The organism is Arthrobacter sp. Y3224055 (assembly GCF_059090825.1).
In genome coordinates, this window is sequence record NZ_JBNHGB010000001.1 from 961,911 (window position 1) to 986,098 (window position 24,188).

The following is a 24,188-nucleotide window of genomic DNA, read 5'->3' on the forward strand; positions in this document are numbered from 1 at the left end:
CATGAAAGCTGCCGTCTACCACGGCCAGCGCGACCTGCGCATCGAAGATGTCCCGGAACCCGCTCGCGACCTTGGAGCACGCGAGGTGCTGTTGCGCCCGCTCTATGCAGGGATCTGTGGGACCGACCTGCACGAATACACTGCAGGGCCCGACATGATTCCCGTTGATCCCCACCCGTTGACCGAAGCAAAACTCCCGCAGATCCTGGGCCATGAGTTCAGTGCAGAGGTCGCGGCGGTCGGTGGGGAAACCATCGGCGTGGCTGTCGGTGACCTGGTTGCTGTCCGCCCAGGAATTTGGTGTGGCAGATGCGCCTCCTGCCAAGCGGGGCTGCAGACCAGTTGTCCGGACTTCGCCGCAATGGGTTTGAGTCACCCGTGGGGCGGGCTGGGCGAGTACGCGGTCGCCAACGCGGAGCAGCTAACGGTTATGCCGGAAGGCGTATCACCCCTGCAGACGGCGCTGATGGAACCCACTGGGGTTGCCGTCCACGCCGTGGAGCAGACTGGCCTGCAGCCGGGAGGACGGCTGCTGATCACAGGAGGCGGTCCCATTGGCGCGCTGTCCGCACTTTATGCCATCGCAGCCGGGGCGGGGGAAGTGATTATCTCCGAGCCCAACCCGAATCGACGGGCACTGCTCAAGGAGCTCGGCCAGGTGACGGTCATCGATCCCACAGCGTCGGTCGACGGGCTGTTGGAATCAGGCGTCGACGCTTGTGTGGAAGCAGCAGGGGCGCAGCCAGCCCTGGACCTCTGCATCCAAGCCGTACGGCCCGGCGGGACCATAGTGCAGGCCGGGTTGCACGGAACGAAGCCCCAAATCGACATCACAAAGCTCAATCTCAAGCAGGCTACTTTAGTCGGCAGCTGGTGCTGGCCGGTCACGGGGTGGGACCGCACCGCGCGCCTGATCGCGGCAGGCCGGCTGCCCGTGGAGAAAATCGTCACTGCCACGATTGAGCTTGACGACGTGGTTGACGGCGGAGTGGAAGCCCTGCTGGACCCCCATGCCACTCACCAAAAGATTCTCATCCGGGTGAACGGAGAGCCGATTGCATGAGCGGACAGCTTGATGGAAAGGTAGCCGTCGTCACCGGCGCCGGTCAGGGTGTCGGACGGGGAATAGCCGAAGTGCTGGCAGCGGACGGCGCACACGTCGTGGTGACAGACCTGGATCTCTCCAAAGCCGAGGCAACTTGTGAAATCATCCGCGAAACGGGAGGCGCGGCGCTGCCGGTACAGCAGGATGTAACCGACCTGTGCTCCACCGACTCAGTGTTCACGGAGGTCGGGCACAAGATCGGCCCCGTCGACATTCTTGTTAACAATGCCGGCGTCGCACAGCAGAAAGCCTTCCTCGAAGTCCTGGAAAAAGACTGGGACCTCATCGACAACGTCAACGCCAAAGCGGTGTTCTTTGCCTGTCAGTCCGCCGGACACTACTTCCGGGACACCGGCGGCGGCAAGATCGTGAACATCGCCTCGATGGCAGGCAAGAATGCTCTCGCTGAATACTCCGCCTACAACGCGTCGAAGTTCGCCGTGGTCGGCATCACACAGTCGGCCGCTCTCGAACTAGCGGCGCACAACGTAAATGTCAACGCCGTGTGCCCCGGCATCGTACGCACCCCTATGTGGGACACGCTCGATCCGAAACAGTGGGATCGGCAAATCGAACGCGTCCCGCTGAGGCGCGGCCAGCATCCCAAGGACATCGGGTACGCAGTCGCTTTCCTGGCCTCCGAACGAGCCAGGAACATCACCGGCGCCGCCCTGCCTGTCACCGGCGGAATCCAGATGTGGTGAGATTTGACGTCTGACGACTCAACCCACCAAGAAAGAACTACTAGAAAGAAACTTCCATGAGAAAGTACCGCCCGAACCACACCGCAATCTCTGTCCGTGATCTCGATGCCTCCCTCGCCTTCTACACGGCTCTCGGCTTCATTGAAATCAACCGAACCATGTACGACGGCGGCAAGGCGACACTGGTACACCTCCAGCTCGATGAGTATGCAATCGAAGTGTTCGCATTCGAGCAGAACAAAGACCTGCCTCCGCTGGACCTTGGATTCGCGAACGAGCTGGACGTTCTGGGCGTGAAGCACCTCGCCCTCGCAACCGATGACATTCACGCAGCGCTGGCGGACCTCCGGGAGCGAGGCGTGGTGGATGAAACCGCAGAGATCGGCAGCCTTCCCGACGGCCGGGCGCATTGGATCTTCTTCCAAGATCCCGACGGCATGTGGGTTGAGATTATTCAGGAAGAGCGGTTCTCTATCTACTCGCAGCCTTGGTCCACGGACAATACGGAGTCCGTCAGATGACGATAAGCGCCGGCGTGGAAACAACCGCCGCGAATGCCCTGCTCGACCCGGTGCAGCTGGGACCGTACCTTTTGCGTAACCGCCTCGTCATGCCGCCGCTCACGCGTAGCCGCGCTGGGGCAGGTGGATGCGCCACCGACCTAATGGCCGTCTACTACGCGCAGCGCGCCTCCGCCGGTCTGATCATCACCGAAGGCTCCCAGATCAGCCCCGAAGGACAAGGATTCCCTTGGACTCCGGGTATCCACTCCCCCGAACAGGTTCAGGCGTGGCGTGCGGTGGTGGACGCTGTCCACCGCCGCGGAGGGCGAATCTTCCTACAGCTCTGGCATGTCGGGCGCCAGTCCCACTCCTCGCTCCATAAGGGCACTAACCTAGCCGTCGCCCCTTCACCGATTGCGGCCACAGGAGAGATTTTCACCGCCGACGGCACGCTGCAGCCGCTCGAGACTCCCCGGGAGCTCCGCCCCGATGAGATCCCCGCTAGAGTCGCAGCCTTCGCCGACGGAGCCAGAAACGCCTTGCGCGCCGGATTCGATGGCGTCGAAATCCACGGTGCCAGCGGCTACCTCATCGACCAATTCCTCAACGAGTCGTCGAATGCCCGCACCGACCGGTATGGCGGAACAGTCGAGAACAGGATGCGCTTCCTGTTGGAAGTCACCGACGCCGTGATCGGGGTTTGGGGACCGGGCCGCGTCGGAGTGCGGCTGTCACCCTCGAGCCCATACGGCGATATGCACAGCACCGACAAAGAGGATATTTACAGTTCCGTTGTCTCGGAGTTGAACGACAGGCCTCTGGCCTACCTCCACCTAGTGGAACCGAACGTTTCGGGTTCAGAGACAATTGCAGGCGAAGTGGTGATCCCCAGCGCACACTTCCGTGAAATCTACGAAGGAACTCTAATCGTGTCCGGAAACCACACACCGGAGTCGGGGCACACCGCCGTTCAGGAAGGAATCACAGATCTGGTCGGGTTCGGCCGCGGTTTCATATCCAATCCGGACCTCCCCGAACGTATCCGGGCCGGAGAACGCCTTCGTGCCCCCGACCGTGCCTCTTACTACGGCGGTTCCGAGCGCGGGTACACCGACTACCCTAGCCTTACAGACGAGGCACGCTACCTCGAAGTACGCCAGAGTATCGATGACGAAGCTATAAGTCAGGACGCCGTCCTCGAATCAATCCGCCGCCCTGCCCTGGACTCCATCGAGGGGGGCGACTACTACACCGCCCTGATGCTGTCATGAATAAGATCATCATCTTCGGAGCAACCGGATTCGCAGGAGGGCATATCCTCTCTGAATGCCGCAGCCGCGGTCTGGTGGCGGCGGGAGTTGCGCGCTCCGCACCCGGATCCGGTCTAAGGGACGAGATTGTTCGGGGCAATGTATTGGACGAGGAATTTGTCCGCAGTGCGGTCGCAGACGCCAGCGCGGTCGTCCTGGCGGTTCGTGCACATTCCGACGAAGGCAACCGACTGCTGTCCGCGCTCCGCCTCCTTCACGCGTACACCGCCGATGCAAGAATCGGGGTCGTCGGCGGAGCCGGGACCCTTCACCTTGGGGAAGACAGCATGCGATTGGTCGACGCCGATTCCTTCCCGACCCCCGCAAAACCGGAAGCACTCGCGCATGCCGACGTCCTCGGATTCTTAAACAACGAATTCGTTGACAGGAACTGGTTCTACTTAAGCCCAAGCGCAATGTTTGGAGAAAAAGCCGGAGTTAAACCCCGTGGCACTTACCGTCTTGGAGGCCACCGACTCTTGCTGGCTGATGATGGAACATCCAGCATCGCAGGAGAGGACTACGCCACAGCCTTCGTCGATGAACTCGAGCAGCCAAGGCATTTCCGGACCCGCTTCACCGTCGGTTACTGACAGCATCACGGCGACAATCCGACAGCGGCAGGCGAGACTACACGCATCCGATCGGGAAGCTCAGTCCGCCGACTGACGCAGAAGGTCCCCGGAAACCTGCGCTTTCCAGGGACCTTCTGCGCAGCAGCGCGGTGATTACACGCGGGCTCGCACCGGAGTTGTACAGGATTACGGGCAGTCGGAGTACCAGCCGCGACTTGTTCCAGTCGCCACTGAAGGTCATTGCGGGACGAATCTGGAGAGGCCATCCGGAATTTTTAGCCAGCTGGCCTATATAGCGGCCGTCCTCGAACGGACGCCGCCATTCACCACTGGCAGAACAAAAACCAAACGCCGGCGCCTTCAGCCCGGCCTACCAAAGATCGCCTCGCCCTACCTACCGAGGCTCTCCTGGCACCATCACAGTCATTGGGTTACGCGCCCGACCAAGTTACAAACTTGTTGGAGGACATTTGCTGTTGACACAGCAAATATGCGCTGTCACTATAGATACACTTTGACGAAAGGGATAATGATGTCCTTACCAACCACAAGTACCGAAACTTCAGCGCAGAAGCGTCCCGGCCGAGCTGCAGTTGCTTCTTTCCTCGGCAGCATGCTCGAGTACTTCGACTTTTTCATCTATGGTGCGGCCGCCGCCTTGGTATTTCCGAAGCTGTTCTTCCCGCAGGATGATCCGGCTGTTGCCGCGATCGCCTCCCTGGCCACTTTCGGGGCGGCCTATATTGCCCGCCCATTAGGCGGAATCGTGCTTGGCCATTTTGGCGACCGCATTGGCCGGAAAAAGGTTCTGATGGCAAGCCTCGTCATGATGGGGCTGGCTACAACAGCCATCGGGTTGCTCCCGACATACGACATGATTGGCTTCTGGGCGCCCGCATTGCTTGTCACCTGCCGGCTTTTTCAGGGCTTCTCCGTGGCGGCGGAATCAACAGGTGCAAGCACCCTGACCATGGAACACTCCCCCTCAGGCAGACGAGCATTTTTCACAAGCTTCATGGCAAGCGGAACCCAAGCGGGCATTGCGCTTGGCACACTGGTCATGATTCCTATCGCCGCGCTTCCTGCCGAATCGCTCTACTCCTGGGGATGGCGAGTTCCCTTCGTTGCTTCGATCCTCGTCCTGGTCATCACCTATTGGGTCCGTTCGCATCTGAATGAAGCGCCGGTATTCGAAGAAGTGAAAGAGCAGCAGGAGATCAGCAAGCTGCCGGTTCTCGACGTACTCCGGAACCACTGGCGAAAGATGCTCGTGGTCACCGTAGTCATGACCTTTGCCATCGGAACCACGTTCTTCAACGTCTTTGGGCTTGCCTACGCCACTGGACCAGAGGTCGGGCTGGAGCGTGGAACTATCCTCACAATTCAAACAATCGTTACAGCGCTTGCGGTTTTCACTATTCCGTTCTTCGGTGTTCTCGCGGACAAAATAGGGCGCCGGCCGGTGTTGCTCTTCGCGGGAGTCGGGAGTGCTGTGGCATCGCTCGGTTACTTCTTCGCGCTCATGAGCGGAAACCTGGTTTTTATAGTGATCGTCTCGGTCTTCTGGATCACGATCTCCAACGCGGCGTTTGTAGCTGCTTGGCCGGCGTTCTTTGCCGAAATGTTCCCTGCCTCACTTCGATTCTCCGGTATGGCCGTGGGAATGCAGGCTGGTCTCATTCTCGCAGGATTCATGCCAACGATTGGGTTCGCGCTACTAGGGCCTGGAGCCTTGGGCTGGGTGCCGGTGTACCTGTTCACGCTGGTCTTCTGGATCGGTGGATGCGTGGCAATCCTGGTTTCTCGAGATAACTACAAAAAGGCCACCGAAGAGCTCGGCCTGGATCCTGCTTCCAGAAAGTCAGACGCTGCAGGATCAGCCAGCACCGTCCTCACAACTGAAAGGTAGAAGAGATGAACGAGAACGAAGTACGAGAACTTTTGGCCCGATACACATGGGCGCATGACAACCGCGATTTTGAAGCTTTGGCGGAGTGCTTTACAGACGATGCCCACTACACCATGAGAATCGCCACGAATGAGGCGTCGCAGCCGACTATTGGCGCTAAAGCAATCTCCGATCTCGTTGCATCGTTCAAAGCGAAGCAGACGGACCAGCGCCGACACCTCATAACCAATGTGGTCTTTGACGATCTGACCGAAGATATGGCAAGGACACGCTCCTATGTGACCGTGTTAGCCACGGAAAAAGACACACTTGAAGTTGTCAGCACCGGCGTGTGCGCCGATGAGATAGTGCGCGATAGCGGAAAGCTGCGGTTCCGCTCGAAGGCGATGCACCTGGATAAAGGTTTCTAGGGGCGTCGTGGAGAAGCTTCCTAAAGACCGCAGCCGTGCTCTTTTTCAAGAGTTCAAGCATGGCCGGCTGCAATTGCGCAATAGAATGGTGATGACCGCTCACCTGAAAGCGCTCTCGGTGAATGGGGCCCCCTCAGAGCGAGATGTCGCATACATGGAAGAGCGTGCCAGCGGCGGCGTGGCCATGATCATCACGGAGGCCAACGCTGTTCACGCCTCGAGTTGGTACGGCGGCATGAACAAGGCCTACGATCCTGCGATCGTCGGGCCCTACCGGGCGGTGACCCAGGCTATCCATCGACACGGGGCGTTGTCGGTTGCACAACTCAGCCACTGTGGCGCCCAGGGCCCGGTATCCAGGGGGGCTCTGTGGGCCCCGAGTGCGATGCGGGGCTGGGATGTGCATGAGACAGCCCATGAGATGACCGTCTCAGAAATCCAGAGCGTCATCGATGGATTCGTTGCCTCCGCAGTGAATATGAAAGATGCCGGCCATGACGGTGTGGAGATTCACGCCGGCCACGGTTATCTAATTCATGAGTTCCTGTCACCGTTGACAAACCGTCGCACCGACCACTACGGCGGTTCCGCCGACAAGCGCCTGCGTTTTGCCCGTGAAGTCATCCTCGCCGTCCGAGAGGCAGTGGGGGACTCATTTCTCGTGGGGTTGAGGGTTTCCGCCGAGGACCGGTTGCCCGGCGGCCTCGAGCTCAAGGACGTCATCAGTCTTCTCCAAAAGCTCGAAGAAACGGCTCTCCTCGACTACGTCAATGCTTCTAACGGGACTCATGAGTCGTACGAATGGATGATGGCGAACTCCCACACGCCGATGGGTGCGGGCGCGTCCTACGGAGTGAAAATCCAAGCCCACCTCAAACTCCCGGTGATCGGCGTTGGGAAACTTCACGACCTCGACCTCGCTGAGCAGCTGGTCGTGAACGGTGACCTCAAGCTCGTAGGTATGGCGCGTCCCCTGATCGCTGAACCGAAGCTGCCGCTCTTGCTCCAGCAGGGGCGGCGATCCGAGATTCGACCTTGTATCGCGGTCAACCATTGCCTGAAGTCAATCTCTGCCGGACCCATCAAATGTGCGGTAAACCCTGCGCTCGGAGATGAATCCACTCCGGTTCCCGTGATTCCAGAAGCACGTTCGCTCGCTGTAATTGGGGGCGGTCCCGCCGGCATGCAAGCAGCTTTATCGGCCGCCGAAGGTGGTTTTGAAGTCACCCTCTTTGAACGCCAGGCATCACTTGGAGGGCAACTGCTCATTTCGGGTGCCTTCCCTGGCCAAGAAGCGAAGCTGCACCTCAAAGACTACTTTGCTGAGCGCTTCTCAAAGTTGGGTGTTGTCGTACGAACGGGTGCCCATGTCGACTCCGAGGACTCTCTCACAGAGTTCGACGAGGTCATCGTGGCCACAGGAAGCCGCATAGATGCGGTCGCGTGGCACGACCGTGACCTCGATCGGACCCGGAGATGGAGTGGGCCTGAACTCTTCCAAGCGGATCTGAGAGAACTGATGAAGCGGGACCTGAACGACGTCAACGTGGTACTCGTGGCAAGCGAGCCCACCGACTTCATCGCCGCAACCCTTGCTCACTATCTCGCACCGCGGGCCCGCCTCGCTGTCGTGACCAGTTTTGACTCGATAGGCGTGAATTTCGACCCGGCGACGAAGCACGGCCTTGGCCAGCTTCTCGAAGCTACTGAAACACCCGTTTACACGAAATCCTGGATCAAGGAGGCGGCAAGCGACAGGGTCATCATTCGACAAAGTGGGCTCCACTCCGACTTGGAACTCACCGAAATCGGGTTGGTGGTTTCCACCGGAATCCGAACCGCGGTCCCAGCCGGACCATTTCGAGATTCGGCTGTCCTCGTTGGCGATGCCTCGGCACCGCGCGGGGTGGCGTCTGCAGTCGCCGAGGGGCACGCTGCTGCGCTGCAACTCGCACGCCAATACGCGGAGGTTGGTTATGCAGTGAAGTAGAATTGGCACCTTGCTTTCGAGGACCGGTAACCGGTGGGTTAGGTGAATTTAATGCTTAAGTCTGAGCGTGTCTACCGCGGTGTCAAGAGCCGGATAATCGACGGAACGTACACCGAGGGCTACCGGCTAGTCGTCAGCGACCTTGCCTCCGAGTTCGGGGTCAGCCACCTTCCGGTTCGCGACGCCATCAGCAAGCTCGAATCCGAGGGCCTCGTCTTAGTCCGAAAGCACTTCAGCGCAGAAGTCAAGTGGGTCGATCGGTCGGTCGTCCAGAACGAAGTTCAAGTACTCGCATACCTGGAAGGTGCTGCTGCCGCCCAGTCGGTGCAAGTCATGTCCGAAACGGACATCGAGCACGCGTCCGAAATCAATGAGGCGATGCGCGCGATGCTTGAGGCCAGCGACGACATTGACGTCAAGAAGTTCGCGGCGCTGAATGAAGAGTTCCACCAACTTCTTTGCGTGAAGTGCCCCAACACGAGGCTCCTCAACCTGCTTGAGGGTGAGTGGGATTCGACGCGGATCATTCTCGAGAGCGCATTCGCGGTCGTTTCGTGGTCAATGCACTCCTCTGTTCGCCAGCACGATGACATTCTTAAACTTGTGCGTTCAGGAGCAACGGAAGACAAGATCGAAAAGGCAGTGCGTAAGCACCGGCTTCGTGTCATTGATCATTTCGACGCCGCATCGTCTCAGAAAGCGTCAGCGAACAACTCCTTCAACTAGTCGAAGATCGAAGTTGTAAGGCGAATTGCCCACCAGGGTGCATCGAGGTCGAGCACTCAACTCTTTGACGCAGAATGCAATACCCAATCATGAAATTTGCTGCGACGGAGCTTTCATCCGCCGCAGAAGAATTGGCGGAGGCCACAAATGAAGTTGCAGAACAAATCTGCCGTGTTGAATAGCTATCTTGGCTCCTTCGAGGAAGAAGACTGGGAGCTCGAACCCACAGATTCCGATGTTGTCCTTGAGGTCGAATACGTCGGTGTTTGTGGATCAGACGTTCATGTCTGGAAAGGCGAATGGCCTTCTCGTGAGTGTCCCATCGTTATGGGCCACGAAATGGTCGGGCGCATAGCGACGATGCCGAACGGTCTCTGCGACTTGCTGGGACGCCCGCTGGGAGTTGGCGATCGAGTCGTGGTCGCATCGGCATATTACGGCAATTGCGGTCAGTGCCACGAATGCCGCGAGTTGAATGCACCTTGGATGTGCCCATACCGAAAGACCTACAGCGAAACGATAAACGGAAAGGAAGTTTCTCTATTCGGAGGCGGGTTCAGTCGGTTCGTGCGCTTAAGCTTTCCTGACACTCGCTCACTAATTGCGATCGATGCCCCCGCAGAGGTCGCTGTACTCCATGAACCCCTGTCTGTCGTAGCGTCCGCGATCCTGCGCGGCCCGCATCCCCTCGGTGCTGAAGTCGTCGTCCAGGGGACCGGAGCCTTGGGTCTCATGTGCATCGCTCTCGCCAAAGCCGCCGGCGCCGCACGCGTCATCGCCGTCGGCGGGCCGACTTCACGGCTCGAGCTCGCACGGCAACTCGGAGCAGATGAAGTAATCTCCATCGACGAAGCCAGAGACCCGTTGTCTCGAGAAGCGATGGTACGTTCCTACACGACAGGTGGGCTCGGCGCCGAGATCTGCTATGGATTCGCAGGCGTGCCGTCCGCAACCATCGAGGGCCTCTCATTTCTCAGGCCCGGGGGAACACTGATGGAGGCAGGTGCCGCCGCGGACGTCGGCGAGGCACCACTTAATCCGTATGTGCACCTGTGGCGCGACAGCCGGAGCGTCATTCCGGTTCGAGGCCGTAGCCCCCGGGATTTCATCGTCGCGGCCCGGTACCTCGAATCCACGGGCTCCCAGTTTGCGCCCTTAGTGTCGCACCGCTTCGGCATCGACAGCGTAAAGGAAGCATTCACTGCCCTTTCGACCACCTACGAATACGAGAATGAGCCTGTCGTGAAGGCGGTAATTTCGCCAAGAGAGCGGGGAATCGTGAGTCAGCGCCCTGTCGCTTCCGCAGGAGCCGTGGTCTGAATGCGGACGACGTTCCTTGAGTCCGGTTACCTGGTTGCGAGCTACTACACCCTCTCTGGCGCACCCGTTCGGACGCCGTCTCGTTTCAGTTGGCGCGAACGCGTAGATGCAGCTGCAGAGGCTGGATACTCGGGCCTCGGGATATCTGTCATCGACTACGAGCATCTGACAGCAAATGGGATCTCTGGGCATGACCTTCGTACTATCGCCGAAGATGCCGGCATAGACACAGTCGAAGTCGAAATGATCTACAACTGGCATTTGTCCGACGAACGGGGATCCCAGAGCCGGCGAACTGAAGCGCGGCTCCTTGAAATGGCGGAAATACTCGGGGCTCAAACGATGATGGCGGGCGTAAGCCAGCCGATCGGCGAGATTCCGGGTCCAGAAGTCATGGCCGAACACTTCGCGGCTCTGTGCGATCGAGCTGCCGGCTCAGGAGTGAACGTTGCCCTGGAGTTCATGACTGGATCTGCCGTTGACTCGCCACGAGCAGCATCGGAAATCGCCACGATGGCCAACCGCGTAAACGGCGGTGTCCTCGCCGACTGCTGGCATCTGTTCCGCTCAGGATATGACACCGACGCCCTTCGGGACATTCCTCCGGAACGTGTGTTTGCGGTGCAGATCGGTGACGCAGCACAGCACATGATCGGCACGCCATTCGAGGACACGACATTGCGTCGAAAAGCGCCAGGTGCAGGGGATCTGAACGTTGCAGGTTTCTTGGCGGAGTTACAGTCGATAGGCATCGCATGTCCTATCACGGTCGAGATCATTGCGTCCGACTGGCGGCGGAAAGACCTTGCTGCCGCAGCCCGGGAGTCCGTTGAGGCGGCCTCGAGAGTAATCGCCGAGGCGTTGGAATACGATGTTTCGTCGTGAATAAAAAAGGACCGCGCGAGCCGTTGGTGTTGACCGCCTCGCAGGCTATGACCCCTACCTTTGATATTGAGTACCCGAACCTGTCGCTTGGGTATTGCTGGTAGCGCCGGGGACGAGGTCATCGTCCCCGGCCAAGCGCCTTCCCCCGGCAACCACTACGGCAAAGCGATCGCTTCCGCGACGCCGCAATCAGCGCTCGGATCATATCCGCTGTACCGAAAGCCGGTCCTCCACCGCTACAGGCATGCGCTGCCTCCCCGCCGGGAAAAGTTCCATGCAGACCTTGGCTCCTTCGATTCGCGTTTACCCAGCCCGCAAAAAAGCCCGGTGAAGGTGGCCCAAACGCCACAGGTGGAGCCATGACCGCTCACGTCGTCGGCTACGCCCGTGTATCGACAAATGAACAAGACCTCACCTCCCAACGGAACGGGCTGTCCGCATTGGGCGTGCCCGAATGATTTATACCGATCATGGGCTTACCGGAACCAACCGCGACCGGCCGGGGCTGCGCGAGGCCCTGATCCTCACAAACCCCGAATAGGCCACATATCGGGCAATAGTGTGACCTCAATTCCATATATCGGTTTGCGAAGAACAGTAAGTCGTTATCCGGTAAATCGTCGCGACTCCGGTGTGATCTGCATTGCACCCCAATTTTTGCCGCACCTACTCTTTTGAGCATCAGAACTGAACGAAACAGGTTCAGGCGACGGCCTATCGGCGCTGCCGATCCACACCGCCGATCGAAGAGGATCAGGACGATCGTGGCCGTCACAATTGACCTACCACATCCATTAACGGAGGCCGATTTTGGCTACTCACACTGAGCAGGTCGCCGCCGAGCGCCCACAGCTCCAGAAGACTCCCAAACGGGCTGCCGCCGCCGCGTTCGTGGGCAGCGCCATGGAGTACTACGACTTCTTCATCTACGGATACGCGGCGGCGCTGGTCTTCTCACATCTGTTCTTCCCGCAGGGCGACCCTGTGGTCGCAACCGTGGGAGCTCTTGCCACCTTCGGCATCGGATACTTCGCACGCCCGCTGGGCGGCATCGTTCTCGGTCATATCGGCGACCGCATCGGCCGCAAGAAGTCACTGGTGCTGTCCCTGGTCATCATGGGCATAGCCTCGACTGCGATCGGCCTGCTCCCCACGTACGAACAGGTTGGCATTCTTGCACCGATTCTGCTGACAGTGTGCCGGCTCGCGCAGGGCTTTTCGGCGGGCGGCGAGTCCGCGGGCGCATCGACGCTGAGCCTGGAACACGCACCGGAGCACCGCCGGGCATTCTTTAACAGCTTCGTCATGTCCGGCTACGCCTTCGGCATGGTCTTCGCCACGATGGTGTTCATCCCGATTACCGCCCTGCCCGAAGAGGACCTGTACTCGTGGGGCTGGCGCATTCCCTTCCTGTGCAGCGTGGTCGTGCTGTTCGTGGGCTATGTCGTCCGGGCCCGCTTGAAGGAGGGCCCCGAGTATGTGCAGGCAAAGCAGGAGTCGGCCCCCGACCCGATCCCCTTGGTGACCGTAGTGCGCCACCACTGGCGCACCGTGCTGCGGGTATTCTTCGTGACCTTCTACTCGGCCATGAACACGCTCATCTCGGTGTTCGTGATCTCGTACGCTACTGGTGTCAACGTCGACATGGACCGCTCATCGATCCTGATGATGAATGCCGCCGGCATCGGCGTATCGATTGTCACCATCCCCCTGTTCGCCATGCTGGCCGACCGGATCGGCCGCCGTCCGGTCTTCCTCACGGGCATCGTAGGAGCCACCGCCTCCATTTACCTCATTTTCTGGGCCATCACGAACGGCGACTGGGCGCTGACCTTCCTGGGGCTGTTCCTGAACCAGGCGATCTTCCAAGGATGTTTCAACGGGGTGTGGACCGTCTTCTTCTGCGAAATGTTCCCCACGAAGATCCGTTACACCGGCTTCGCGTTGGGCAACCAGGTCGGGCTCATCCTGGTCGGGTTCACCCCTGCGATTGCAGGGCTGCTTGTTCCGGCAGGAAGCACAGATTGGATGCCCGCCGCCGTCTACATCACGGTCCTGCTCACGATCGCCGGGATCGGCATCGCCACAGCCCGTGAAACCCACCGAGTACCAACCCATGACCTTGGTAAGGCCGGGGCGCGGAGCAGCAGTTACTGAGCACACGCGTTGGCCCGTGCGGCCCGGAATGAGCCGCACGGGCCAACGCAGTTCGACGGTTAGACCCACTACATTGAAGGAACCGACTTGGATAAGAAGACCGTCATCGTCACCGGTGCAGCCTCGGGAATGGGCCGGGCCGAGGCTGAGCATTTCGCGCGGCAGGGAGACCGGGTCGCTGTTGCTGACCTCGACGGCCAGGGCGCGGAAGAGGTCGCAAGGCTCATCCGTGCGGACGGAGGGCAGGCGGTGGGCATTGAGGCGAACCTGACGAAAGCGGCGGACATCGAGCGGCTTGTGCACACCACGACCGGAGAGTTCGGCCCGGTCAACGTGCTGGTGAACAACGCCGGAGTCTTCGACTATTACAAGGCCTCTCTGGAAACCGACCGGGGGCTCTGGGACCGCCAGTTCGCGATCAATGTCACGAGCGCGTTTGAGATGTCCAATGCCGTGCTTCCAGGGATGATCGAACGGGGCGCGGGGTGCATCGTTAATGTGTCGTCTTTGGCGGGCATCGTGGCAGGCAAGGGCGGGGCGGCCTATACGGCCTCCAAACACGCCGTGATCGGCTACACGAAGCATCTGGCGGCCGAGTATGGCCCGGAAGGGGTGCGCACCAACGCTATCCTGCCCGGAACCATCGAGACCGCACTCACCCGCGGGATCCTCGCCGACATCCCCAAGGACCCCATTCCGCTGCGGCGTTTCGGAACGGCGGAGGAAGTGGCAACGCTGGTGACCTATCTGGCCTCCGACGGCGCCGGATTCATTAACGGGGCGTGCGTGACCATTGACGGCGGGTACACGGTCCTGTGATTCACCTGCACATTTCGCAGCCGGGTTCTTCGTCATGAACTCAGCCGCAGCAGCCGCAGCAGCCGGGCCGAACACGGGGCCCGCTGCTGCGGCTGCATTCCCTACGAAACTTCTAAAAGGAATACCGATGACCAGACTGGCTGGAACCAACTTTGGATACATGTGGACCGAAACCCTGGATGCGGGGTTCGGGAAGCTGGCAGACATGGGTGTGGACCGCGCCGAACTGACTGTTTCGCTGCCCCACGTCGACCTGCGCATCTCGACAGGGGAACTTGCTCAGGGCATCAACGCTGCGGCCCAGGCCCACGGTCTCTCCTTCACCTCGTTGAACCCGGTGGAGCTCAACCTCATCAGCCCGAACGGCTCCCTGGCCGACGCCGCCCACGAACAACTGGTGAAGACCATCGACCTCGCCTCGGCGGTCGGAGCACCGATCGTCGTCGTGGTGCCCGGCAGGTACAACTCTCTGTGTCCGATGGACCAGCAGGTCGCACTGGATGTCTTCCATGACCGGCTAGAGCAGTTGCTGAAGCACGCCATCAATAGGGAGGTACGTCTGGGCCTGGAGAACGCCCCGTTCGGGTTCCTCCAGACGCCGACCCAGCTGCTGGCCCAAGTGACGATGTTCGCGCACGAGAACCTCGGGCTGACCGTGGATGCCGCGAACCTTTACTTCACCGGCGAAGACATGCGCCCCGAGGTCGAAAACGTGAAGAAAAAGATTCTGCTGGCCCACATCAGCGACACCACCCGCGCGCGCTTCGCCCACGCCCACATGGGCGACGGCGATGTCGACTTCGCCGGGTTCGCCCGCGTCCTCCAGGACATCGGATACACCGGCGACACCGTGTATGAACTCGTCACTCCAGGGGTGGACTGGGCGCGCTGGCGCCGCGACTTTGACCGGATGCGCGCCCTCGGCTGGCACTGACACCATGGCAACGGTCGACGCCCAGCCCGGCCGGTCCCTTCGCCGCGTGCTCATCACAGGGGGCACCCGCGGCATCGGCCGGGCCATCGCGGACATCCTGGCCGACAGCCACCATCTGCTGATCGGCGGCCGGACTGAAACCTCCGTGATGGAAGCCGTCCGCAAGTATCCGTCCGCGGAACCTTTCGTGGCCGACCTGACCGACGGTGCCGCCACCGAACTGGCCGTGCAGCGGGCCGGGCCCGTCGATATTCTCGTGCATTCGGCCGGCGCAGCGTGGATGGGTCCGGCGGATTCTTTCACCCGCGGCCAGTGGCGGGAAGCCTTTGAAATTAACGTCGTTGCCGCCGTGGACCTGACCCGTCTTTTGCTGCCGCAACTGCGGGAGCACCAGGGCGACATCGTTTTCCTCAACTCGGGCTCCGGCCTGTACACCTACCCGGGTGGATCGATGTACTGCGCCACCAAGTTCGCGCTGAAGGCTTACGCCGACACGCTGCGGGAAGAGGAACGGGATAAGGGTGTGCGGGTCACGTCCATTCATCCTGGCAGGGTGGATACCGACATGCAGCGCGAACTTCAGGCCGGCACCCCGGGCCCGTACCAGGCGGGACGGTATATGCGCTCGGAATCGGTCGCGGCCGCCGTCAGGCTCGCGCTGGAGACCACACAGGACGCGGCCCTGGAGTCGGTGGTCATCCGCCCCCGCACCACCCCCTGATCCCTCACGGGTTGCGCCGGAGGCATGGCGCCCTTCCCCAGCCCAGGCTGGCAGACCGACGGCAATGCCCGGACCCTTTAGGTCCGGGCATTTGATGGTCGGAGTCGGCTTCAGGCCGTCGGCACTGCCACCTTCGCGGTAAGACTCCTGATGACTGTGTGGGCGGCGTTCCGGCCTGTCTGCAGGGCTTCAATCACTGTCTCGTTCGGCCCTGCTGCCTGCGCGTGGACGAACGTGCCCGCATCCATGGCGTCGGAGAGGTCGGTGGTGACCTCGGCACCCAGGGTCGTCAGTATCGGCCCGCAGGCCTTGTGCCTGACGGTCCCTTCGGGAGTGCGGATGAGCAGGTGCGGCAGGTCAAACCGCTCCGCCGAACTGTTCGTGTGGATGGTGACGTTGTCCGCGCTGAGCAGGTAGGGAAGCGTCAGAATCTTGGCGCGGCGGCCCACGTCGAGCCCGATCTCGTCCTCCTCGGCGATGATCGTCACTACCGTGCCCTTGTTGGCAAGGTCATAGCCGACGGCGACGGCCTCTCGGTCGCCCCCAATGATCGTGACCGAAGCCGGCGTATCCGGATTGGAGGACAGCCATTCCCGAATATCGGTGAAGTCCCCCTGGGCGGCCCCTTCAAAGCTGCCCCGGACCCCGTGGGATCCGGTGGCGAGGATAATCGCGTCCGGCTGCCGGGCGGCGATGGATTCCGATGTCATCCGCGTGCCAAGTTCGACACGCACACCGGCATCGCTGGTTCTGGCCTCGTACCACTGGAGCAGCCGGTGGTATTCGGGAACGGCCTTCAGCGTGGCGGGCAGCCGGAACTGGCCGCCGATCCGGTCATTAGCCTCCACGAGCGTAACCTCGTGGCCGGCCTCGGCCAGCACGCAGGCGGCCTCGAGTCCGGAGGGGCCGGCCCCAACGACCAGAACGGTGTGGGCGGCAGCTGTATCGAGCTGCACGTCCTCGCCTCCGGGCTGGTCCACCTCCACGTTCACCGAGCAACGGATCGGGTTTCCGGTCCCGAGTTCGTCGGCGCAGAGGTTGCAGGCGATGCAGGGCCGGTACGTTTGGTTGCCCAGGACGCGCAGCGGGAATCGGGCATCCGCGTGGATCGCCCTGGCCATGGAGATGAAATCGGCCTGGCCGGCCTGGAGGATTTTTTCTGCGGTGTCGCCGTCGCAGATCCGGCCGGCCACGCCTACGGGAATACCGAACCTGCGGTACGGCTCGGCAAAGGGGGCCAGAAGGCCGCGGGCGAACTCAGCCGGCTGCACGCTCCACTCGGGGGCCTCATAGTTGCCGGCGGAGACATCCACAAAGTCGAATCGGTCCGGCCCGATCCGCTCGAAAACCTCCAGCTGCTGGGCAGCGGTCAGCCCGCCTTCGTTGCCTTCGAAGGCCGACAGCCGGATGCCCACCGGAACGCCGGGTGCGGCAGCGCGGACGGCTTCGACCACCTCGCGGGCAAACAGTGCCGGGTCGGCATAGACATCGGTCCTGCGGTTCGTGGCCGGGGACATGAAGGCCTGAACCAGGTAGCCGTGGGCACCATGGATACTCAGCACATCGACTCCGGCCCGATATGCGCGTGCTGCGGCTTCCCCGAAACAACGGACAATGTCGCGGATGCCCTCGATGGTCAGCTCATGCGGCACGTCGGAGCCCGGCGCCTGCAACGGGATGGGCGACGGGGCCACCGGCCACTGGCCCGAGGCCCGGCTCTGCGAAGTGCGGCCGCCGTGGTTGAGCTCGATGCCGAGCAGGGATCCGGCGGCATGCACCCGGGAAGCCAGCCGCTGCAGACCGGCCTCGTGTTCGTCTGTGATCAGGCCCATTTGCCGTGCCCGCGACTTGCCGTCCTGGCGGACATAGGTTGCCTCGGTGAAGACCAGGGCCGCTCCCCCGGCTGCGCGGTTGCCAAGGTATTCGATATAGAGGTCGCTCACGTTCCCGTCGCTGTCGCAATAGTTGCGCTCCATGGGAGCGCTGACCATACGGTTCCGCAGCGTCACGGAACCCAAGGCCAGAGGTTCTCCAAGTAACATGATGGTCCTTTCAGGATGGAGGGTTCCGCCTGCCGGGCGGAAGCGGGCCGGCTTACGGGCCGGTTGGCATCGTCGGTGATTCCCCGGAAGGTTCGGCGTCGCGCACGCCGGCGGTGCCGAGGCACCGGGTGGTGAAAGCGCCATTCGTCCCGGCTCGCCTTTCGACTATGGCTGGCATTGCGTTGGAGGGAGTGGACCCGATGCGCCGCTGCTCGATCATCATAGGTGGGCTGGATCACGCCACTCAAAGGATGATGCAGGGCCAGCGGAGCGGTTTCCGCATACCTGGGCTATAGGCGAAGCTGGCTCGAATATCGGCATATGCAGGTCCGCGTAGTCCGGATATAGGCACAAATTCGCCTTTATTGCTTTTTTCGGTTTATGGGACAGCTGTTAGTGCTCCGATTGTTGGCGCCGCCCTGCCGGCTGCCCCTACATTCGAAGTGAAGCCCGACACATTTGCAGGACCATCGGCGAGTACTCGGTCGGCTTTCCTAAACGAGGCACGAGGAGCAATTTCATGGAACTTCCGGGAACCGTCCAGATTGTCACCGGAGCCGGTTCCGGCCTGGGCCGGCGGTCCGCACAACGGTTCGCCGCCGAAGGCGCACGCGTCGTCTGCGCCGACCTCAACGCCGAAGCCGCCAACGAGACGGTCGACTCGATCACTGCCGAAGGCGGCGAGGCGGTGGCCGCGCAGGTCGACGTAGCGGACTGGGACTCGGTCCAGCGCATGGCCGGTACCGCCCTGGATAGCTACGGCCGCGTGGACGGCGTGTTCGCCAACGCCGGCCTGCCCGGTGCGGGATCAGTCACGGACGTCGGACTCAGCAGCTGGGCCCGCACCCTGGATGTCAACCTCACAGGTGCCATGCTGACCGCGCGCTCCGTCATCCCGGCCATGACGGAGGCCGGCAAGGGTTCCATTCTCTTCACCGCCAGCATCTCCGGCCTGAAGGCCTTCCCGAACCAGGCCGCCTACGCGGCGAGCAAGGGCGGCGTCATCGCATTGTCCCGCCAGATGTCGCATGACCTGGCCGGACACGGCATCCGGGTCAACAGCCTGTGCCCGGGGCTGGTCGTCACTCCGTTGGTTGAGGAGCTCTACAGCAAGCGCGCAGAACACACCGGCGTGCCGAAGGACGATGCCATGAAAGCCATGGCGGCCCGCTACCCCTTGGGCCGGACCGGAACGCCGGATGACATGGCATCGATGGCCCTCTACCTGCAGAGCCCCAAGGCTGACTGGATCACCGGCCAGACATTCACGGTCGACGGCGGCATTTCCGCCTGACCGGCACCCCACCCTTAGGAGTACCACTACTATGTCCACCAATCCCCGCAGCGCACAGACCCTGGTGGTCGGAGGCGGAGTCCTGGGCACCGCGATCGCCGACGAAATGGCCACAGCCGGCCACGATGTGGTGCTGGTTGAGGCCCGCCGGCCGGGCCACCCAGAGTCGGCCTCCGGCGACACGACCCGCATCCTGCGCAGCGGCTACGGCAGTTCCACCGCCTACACCCGCTGGGCCTGGGAGGCGCACACCGACTGGAGCGCCCTCGAAGAACGAGCAGGCGAGCAGCTCATCCTGCGCACCGGCGCCCTCTGGCTCGCCACCGGCGAGGGCCGCTTCGAAGAAGACACCTACCGGGAGCTCAGCGAACAGGGCATTCCGGTCAAACGCCTGACGGCGAAGGAAATCACCGCACTGTACCCCTCGATCAACACCGCCGACATACAGTTCGGCGTCTTCGAACCGGAAGCCGGAGTATTGCGCGCCCGCCGCTGCGTAGAGGTACTGGCCGACAGCGCCCGCACGCGCGGCGCCCGCATCATCGAAGGTACCGCCCGCCCCGTTGGGGCCGGAGTAGAAATCGACGGGGTACGGTTTGAGGCCGAAAACGTGGTGTGGGCGGCCGGAGCCTGGCTGCCTGCCCTGTTCCCCGGCATCATCAACTGCACCGTCACAGCGCAAGACGCGGTCTTCGTGCAAGCGCCCGGCGACGAATGGTCCGTCGGGCAGGTGCCGGCCTGGATCGATCCCTCCGGCATGCGCTACGGCATCGGCGCGGAGAACGGCCGGTTCAAGGTCGCCAGCTCCGCCACGGGTCCGGCCTTCAACCCCTGGAACGGGCGCCCGGAACCCGGGAAAGACACCATCGAGAGCGCACTGGCCTACGCTGCCCGCCGCTTCCCCTCCCTGGGACCGGCCGAACTGGCCCACATCCACCCCTGCCAGTACAGCTCCACCGCGGACACCCAGTTCATCCTGGCCCGCCATCCTGACCAGTCCCGCTGGTGGTTCGCCGGCGGGGACTCCGGCCACGCGTTCAAACACGCCCTGCGCGTTGCCCGGCACCTAAAGGATCTGGTCAACGGCGGCCCCGAAGATCCGGCCTTCGGGCTGGGCCCGCGGGACGCCGCACGCGGACTGCGCGTCTCCTCGAACTGAACCCTCACTCCCACGCATAAGAAGGACAACACCATGACCGAAAACACCCTGACCGTCAACCAGATGACCGACACTACCTGGGCTGCCATCCAGCAGCTGCTGGCCAAGTACACCTGGTCGCACGATTCGCGCGACTTCGAAGCCATCGCCAACTGCTTCACCGATGACGCCGAATACACCATGCGCATCGCCGACGGTGAGGCCTCGGCCCCGACCCGGGGCGGGGAGGCCATCGCGGCCCTGGTGCGCAAGTTCAAAGAGTCCCAGACCGATCAGCGCCGCCACCTGATCACCAACGTCATCGCCGACGAGATGTCGGAGGACCGCGCCACTGTCCGTTCCTACGTCAGCGTCTTCGCCACCGAGGGCGACACCAGCCGCCTTGTGGCTACCGGGACCTGCGTGGACGAAGTCGCCCGGCAGGATGACGGCAGTTGGCGGTTCGTCCGCAAGGCCATGCACCTGGACAAGGGCTTCTAGGCCAGTTCTTCACCGATCAGCTGCGCCGCGACCAGCAGCTTGCGGCCGATAAACATGGTGTCCTCGCCCCGGTTCAGGAAGACCGTGGCGAGGACACCGACACATTCACCGGTCCCGGCCATGATCGGCGAGGCCATCCCGCTAAGTCCGGGGATGACCTGGCCGGTGGTCATCGCAACCCCCGTCTCACGCGCCCGGATGATGTCCCGCGTGTCCTCCGGGCCCGGCGGCTCCCCCGCCATCAGCGCGATCCAGGTTGCCCCTTTGCCCACCGCATGCCGGACGCTTGGACGGTAGGCAATCGTGTCCGTCGACGTCGGCTCCTCGACCCAGATGGTCACGACCTCATCGCCCTCGCGCATGGCAATGTAGGTGGTATGCCCCAAGGCATTGGCCAGCTTGCGCATGTGCGGAACCGCAGCAGCCTGAAGCGGGCGGTAGGACTTCGCGCCCACCCGGCCCAGGTACAGGCTGGGCTCGTAGCAGGAATGCGATGTCCGGCGCACCAGACGGCGGGCCTCCAACGTCCTGACTAAGCGATAAGCGACAGACTTACCTACCCCCATCTTCTCCGCCACCGTCGCAACATCCACCGGCTCGCTGGCGAAAGCAATCATCTCCAGCGCCGTGATCCCGCGGTCCAGCGTCTGGGAAATGGAAGAAGCGGCAGTTTCAGGGCTTTCACGGCGCCTGCCCATGGCGCCCTCTCGAAAATAGTATGATCACACTTCCAGAATATCCCGATAATCGGATAATTCGGTGCCCACAAGCCTCAGGTAAAGGTTGACATGATTCTGCGCAGTTCGCTTCTCCGCCGGCGCGAGGACATCAGCAATGCCGAGTTTTCCAGGCACTTCCGCGAGGTGCAGGGGCCGCTGGCAGCGCGATTGCCCAAGGCCCGCGCCTACAAACAGAACCACCGTGTACGCAGGTGGGACCTGCCCGAGGCCACCTTCCTTCCGCGCGTGGATGCCTACTCACAGATCTGGTTCGACGACCTCCACACCATGTTCCAGAGCATGGACTCGCCTGAACAAGCCATCGCTTACAACGACTTCGCGTCCATCTCCGACGCTCACACCGTCACCGTCCAGCAACCCGGCCGGCTCCGCGGCCAGAAACACCGCGGCAACACCAAGCTCACCCTCATCCTGGTAGGAAACCCCGAGGACGCTTCTGCCGCTGAAGAAGACCTATACCGATTCCTGGACGACCAACTAGGCGGTCGGTTCACCCTCCGCGTGAACCGGATCATCGAAACCGGGGACTCGACGCCAGTCGAACCCGCCCTCGGCGCCTTCGCTGAAATTTGGGTAGCCACCGACGCAATCGCGCAGGACCTCCTTAACCGTGGACTGCTCATGGAGACAGGGCCCCTGACCACCTGCACAACCATGCTCGTCGAAGAAGTCATCCTCGTCGAAGGGCCGGAGTACTAAGGCAGACAGGACAACGACTCCGGCCTGACAGATTGAGGTACACACCAACCTGACGTCAGGCAGGATGCGAAATGATGTCCATATAGGGTCGGGTTTGTTATTTATTGACACAGTTGGACGAGGGTCTAAGATTTCAACCTGACACTTCGGAGATTGGAGGGCGGATGACAGGTCAGCGGATCGGGTATGTGCGGGTCAGTACCTTGGACCAGAACGAACAACGCCAACTCGAAGGCCAGGCACTCGACCGTGTGTTCACCGACAAGGCTTCCGGACGGGACACCGTTCGGCCCCATTTAACCGAACTGGTTCGTTTCGCCCGCGACGGGGACACCGTGATGGTGCACAGCATGGACCGGCTGGCCCGGAACCTGGACGACCTGCGAGCCCTCGTTCAGAAACTAACCGCCGAGGGTGTCCGGGTGGAGTTCGTCAAAGAAGGACTGGTCTTCACCGGCGAGGACTCCCCCATGGCCAACCTCATGCTCTCAGTCATGGGCGCCTTCGCCGAGTTCGAACGCTCCCTTATTAAGGAGCGCCAGCGCGAGGGCATCGCCTTAGCCCGGCAGCGGGGCGCATATCGGGGCCGGAAGAAGACCCTCTCCCCCGAACAGGCAGCGGAACTCGTTCGCCGCGCGGCCGCCGGTATCCCAAAATCGACACTGGCGCGGGAATACGGGATCAGCAGGGAGACGGTCTACCAATACCTGCGCCAAGCCGCAGCGGCCACAGTCAGCGGGGTGCCCTCGGCCGTCGCCCCCTAGGCCTCTCCTGCCTGGAATGTAAGCGGTGCAGCAGCTTCACGCTTCAACAGCCTCTTGGTTACAAGATGCAGCCCAGACGATGGGCTGATGAAGCTTGAGCCTGTGTGGCCGGGATTGCGTGAGTGTTTGTTGCGAACCGTTCGTGCTTTATCGAAGACCGCACAGGTGTTATTGAGCGACACCGCAAGGGCCAGCTGATTGGAAGTGAGCTGTCCGCTGAGGGTCTTCGAAATCCCGTCGTCATCATGGGCTTCAAAAAGGGTGAGGAACTGCTTAGCCCACGGGCGTCCATGGGCTGCAGCTGAGCACATCTGCCAGGTCAAACGGGAAGCTGGCAGGGCGAAAACTGCGGCAGCAGTCGTTATCATGTCGCTGACGTGGAGCGGCTTCTTGACCACAGCAGTGGTCAATTTGTTACGATCGATGACCTTCTTAATAAGAGCTAAACGTTCCTCGTCAAAATCGGCGTCTTTATCGACTAACCTTGTGGCTCGCCTTTGATCCCACAAATTCTGGTACTCCAGATGTAGAGCCCTACGCGTAACGAGTTGCGGATCAGCATCTTGGAGGACCCATAGAGCAGTTGATGCTGCTTCAATAGAGCCTCGAATCAGGGTGTACGGCGCGAACGTATGTTGAACTTCGGCATCGGCCATCAGAGTCTTTAGCGCATGCAGATGGTCCACTGCAGTATGGAGCAGATAGCCGACCAGGTGCGAGACCTGATGTGGCTCAGTCAGTGCGTCCGCAACATCTAAGACTGGTCCAGAGCCGACATTCCAAGCTTCCTGGCCAGATCAGTGCCACTCTTCGATTCGTTTGAAAGCGAATCTCATGCCCGCCCACGCCAATTCGGATTCGCGCTGGGTCAGCCTGAAAATATTTCTCTCGATCACTCATCCATGTTCTCCGCAGCCGCTGTCACTCTTTCGCACACCATCT

General features: G+C 61.5%; 23 protein-coding genes and 1 pseudogene. 21 read left to right on the top strand and 3 right to left on the bottom strand.

The window, feature by feature from the left end:
• Window position 1 precedes the first annotated feature (1 nt).
• From AC5RTY_RS04620 to AC5RTY_RS04695, 16 genes and pseudogenes are all read left to right on the top strand, one after another.
• Window positions 2-1,063, top strand: coding sequence for an alcohol dehydrogenase catalytic domain-containing protein (locus AC5RTY_RS04620; protein ID WP_494139086.1), 1,062 nt, complete (start codon window positions 2-4; stop codon window positions 1,061-1,063).
• Window positions 1,060-1,809 (top strand): SDR family NAD(P)-dependent oxidoreductase, encoded by a 750-nt coding sequence (locus tag AC5RTY_RS04625; protein WP_494139087.1) that lies wholly within the window; start codon window positions 1,060-1,062, stop codon window positions 1,807-1,809. Before AC5RTY_RS04620 ends, AC5RTY_RS04625 begins: the two co-directional genes overlap by 4 nt.
• 56 nt (window positions 1,810-1,865) lie before the next feature.
• The gene (locus tag AC5RTY_RS04630) at window positions 1,866-2,330 is read left to right on the top strand and encodes a VOC family protein (RefSeq protein ID WP_494139088.1); all 465 of its coding nucleotides are present in this window, start codon (window positions 1,866-1,868) and stop codon (window positions 2,328-2,330) included.
• On the top strand, window positions 2,327-3,583 hold the full coding sequence (locus AC5RTY_RS04635) for an alkene reductase (protein WP_494139089.1): 1,257 nt from the start codon (window positions 2,327-2,329) through the stop codon (window positions 3,581-3,583). Before AC5RTY_RS04630 ends, AC5RTY_RS04635 begins: the two co-directional genes overlap by 4 nt.
• On the top strand, window positions 3,580-4,215 hold the full coding sequence (locus AC5RTY_RS04640) for an NAD(P)-dependent oxidoreductase (protein ID WP_494139090.1): 636 nt from the start codon (window positions 3,580-3,582) through the stop codon (window positions 4,213-4,215). The genes AC5RTY_RS04635 and AC5RTY_RS04640 overlap by 4 nt, the downstream gene beginning before the upstream one ends.
• A 514-nt stretch (window positions 4,216-4,729) precedes the next feature.
• The gene (locus AC5RTY_RS04645; RefSeq protein WP_494139170.1) at window positions 4,730-6,106 is read left to right on the top strand and encodes an MFS transporter; all 1,377 of its coding nucleotides are present in this window, start codon (window positions 4,730-4,732) and stop codon (window positions 6,104-6,106) included.
• 5 nt (window positions 6,107-6,111) lie between these two features.
• Window positions 6,112-6,516: a nuclear transport factor 2 family protein gene (locus tag AC5RTY_RS04650; protein WP_494139091.1), complete on the top strand. Its 405-nt coding sequence runs from the start codon at window positions 6,112-6,114 to the stop codon at window positions 6,514-6,516.
• 7 nt (window positions 6,517-6,523) lie between these two features.
• Window positions 6,524-8,506, top strand: a complete 1,983-nt coding sequence (locus AC5RTY_RS04655; RefSeq protein WP_494139092.1) for an oxidoreductase — start codon at window positions 6,524-6,526, stop codon at window positions 8,504-8,506.
• 51 nt (window positions 8,507-8,557) lie between these two features.
• Window positions 8,558-9,232 carry a GntR family transcriptional regulator gene (locus AC5RTY_RS04660; RefSeq protein ID WP_494139093.1) on the top strand — a complete coding sequence of 225 codons (675 nt, stop codon included), beginning with the start codon at window positions 8,558-8,560 and terminating at the stop codon, window positions 9,230-9,232.
• Between the two features lie 147 nt (window positions 9,233-9,379).
• A complete protein-coding gene (locus AC5RTY_RS04665; RefSeq protein WP_494139094.1) occupies window positions 9,380-10,552 on the top strand; it encodes an alcohol dehydrogenase catalytic domain-containing protein in 1,173 nt (390 codons plus the stop codon).
• The gene (locus AC5RTY_RS04670) at window positions 10,553-11,437 is read left to right on the top strand and encodes a sugar phosphate isomerase/epimerase family protein (RefSeq protein ID WP_494139095.1); all 885 of its coding nucleotides are present in this window, start codon (window positions 10,553-10,555) and stop codon (window positions 11,435-11,437) included. It abuts the gene before it with no gap.
• 359 nt (window positions 11,438-11,796) lie between these two features.
• Window positions 11,797-11,957, top strand: a pseudogene (locus tag AC5RTY_RS04675) (recombinase family protein); the annotation flags it as partial.
• Window positions 11,958-12,247: 290 nt separating this feature from the next.
• Window positions 12,248-13,594 (top strand): MFS transporter, encoded by a 1,347-nt coding sequence (locus tag AC5RTY_RS04680; RefSeq protein ID WP_494139096.1) that lies wholly within the window; start codon window positions 12,248-12,250, stop codon window positions 13,592-13,594.
• An 87-nt stretch (window positions 13,595-13,681) separates the two neighbouring features.
• The gene (locus tag AC5RTY_RS04685; protein ID WP_494139097.1) at window positions 13,682-14,413 is read left to right on the top strand and encodes an SDR family NAD(P)-dependent oxidoreductase; all 732 of its coding nucleotides are present in this window, start codon (window positions 13,682-13,684) and stop codon (window positions 14,411-14,413) included.
• Between the two features lie 127 nt (window positions 14,414-14,540).
• Window positions 14,541-15,347: a sugar phosphate isomerase/epimerase family protein gene (locus AC5RTY_RS04690; RefSeq protein ID WP_494139098.1), complete on the top strand. Its 807-nt coding sequence runs from the start codon at window positions 14,541-14,543 to the stop codon at window positions 15,345-15,347.
• A 4-nt stretch (window positions 15,348-15,351) separates the two neighbouring features.
• A complete protein-coding gene (locus AC5RTY_RS04695) occupies window positions 15,352-16,068 on the top strand; it encodes an SDR family oxidoreductase (protein ID WP_494139099.1) in 717 nt (238 codons plus the stop codon).
• Between the two features lie 110 nt (window positions 16,069-16,178).
• Here AC5RTY_RS04695 and AC5RTY_RS04700 read toward each other — a convergent pair whose 3' ends face one another.
• On the bottom strand, window positions 16,179-18,110 hold the full coding sequence (locus tag AC5RTY_RS04700; RefSeq protein ID WP_494139100.1) for an oxidoreductase: 1,932 nt from the start codon (window positions 18,108-18,110) through the stop codon (window positions 16,179-16,181).
• A 520-nt stretch (window positions 18,111-18,630) separates the two neighbouring features.
• Here AC5RTY_RS04700 and AC5RTY_RS04705 point away from each other — a divergent pair.
• Genes AC5RTY_RS04705 through AC5RTY_RS04715 form a run of 3 tightly spaced genes read left to right on the top strand, consistent with a single transcriptional unit; the run spans window position 18,631 to window position 21,043 of the window.
• Complete coding sequence (locus tag AC5RTY_RS04705; RefSeq protein ID WP_494139101.1) at window positions 18,631-19,404, top strand: SDR family NAD(P)-dependent oxidoreductase; 774 nt, start codon at window positions 18,631-18,633, stop codon at window positions 19,402-19,404.
• 31 nt (window positions 19,405-19,435) lie between these two features.
• Window positions 19,436-20,563, top strand: coding sequence for an NAD(P)/FAD-dependent oxidoreductase (locus AC5RTY_RS04710; protein WP_494139102.1), 1,128 nt, complete (start codon window positions 19,436-19,438; stop codon window positions 20,561-20,563).
• Between the two features lie 33 nt (window positions 20,564-20,596).
• Window positions 20,597-21,043 (top strand): nuclear transport factor 2 family protein, encoded by a 447-nt coding sequence (locus tag AC5RTY_RS04715; protein WP_494139103.1) that lies wholly within the window; start codon window positions 20,597-20,599, stop codon window positions 21,041-21,043.
• On the opposite strand, the gene AC5RTY_RS04720 is transcribed toward AC5RTY_RS04715, so the two are convergent.
• Complete coding sequence (locus tag AC5RTY_RS04720; protein WP_494139104.1) at window positions 21,040-21,741, bottom strand: IclR family transcriptional regulator; 702 nt, start codon at window positions 21,739-21,741, stop codon at window positions 21,040-21,042. The two genes, AC5RTY_RS04715 and AC5RTY_RS04720, sit on opposite strands and share 4 nt — an antisense overlap.
• A gap of 90 nt (window positions 21,742-21,831) precedes the next feature.
• On the opposite strand from AC5RTY_RS04720, the gene AC5RTY_RS04725 reads away from it, so the two are divergent.
• Together AC5RTY_RS04725 and AC5RTY_RS04730 are read left to right on the top strand one after the other, a co-directional pair.
• Complete coding sequence (locus AC5RTY_RS04725) at window positions 21,832-22,482, top strand: EthD family reductase (RefSeq protein WP_494139105.1); 651 nt, start codon at window positions 21,832-21,834, stop codon at window positions 22,480-22,482.
• A 164-nt stretch (window positions 22,483-22,646) separates the two neighbouring features.
• A complete protein-coding gene (locus tag AC5RTY_RS04730; RefSeq protein WP_494139106.1) occupies window positions 22,647-23,246 on the top strand; it encodes a recombinase family protein in 600 nt (199 codons plus the stop codon).
• Here AC5RTY_RS04730 and AC5RTY_RS04735 read toward each other — a convergent pair.
• Entirely contained in the window at window positions 23,243-23,902 is a 660-nt protein-coding gene (locus tag AC5RTY_RS04735; protein WP_494139107.1) for a hypothetical protein, read from the bottom strand. The genes AC5RTY_RS04730 and AC5RTY_RS04735 overlap by 4 nt on opposite strands.
• Window positions 23,903-24,188: the final 286 nt, after the last annotated feature.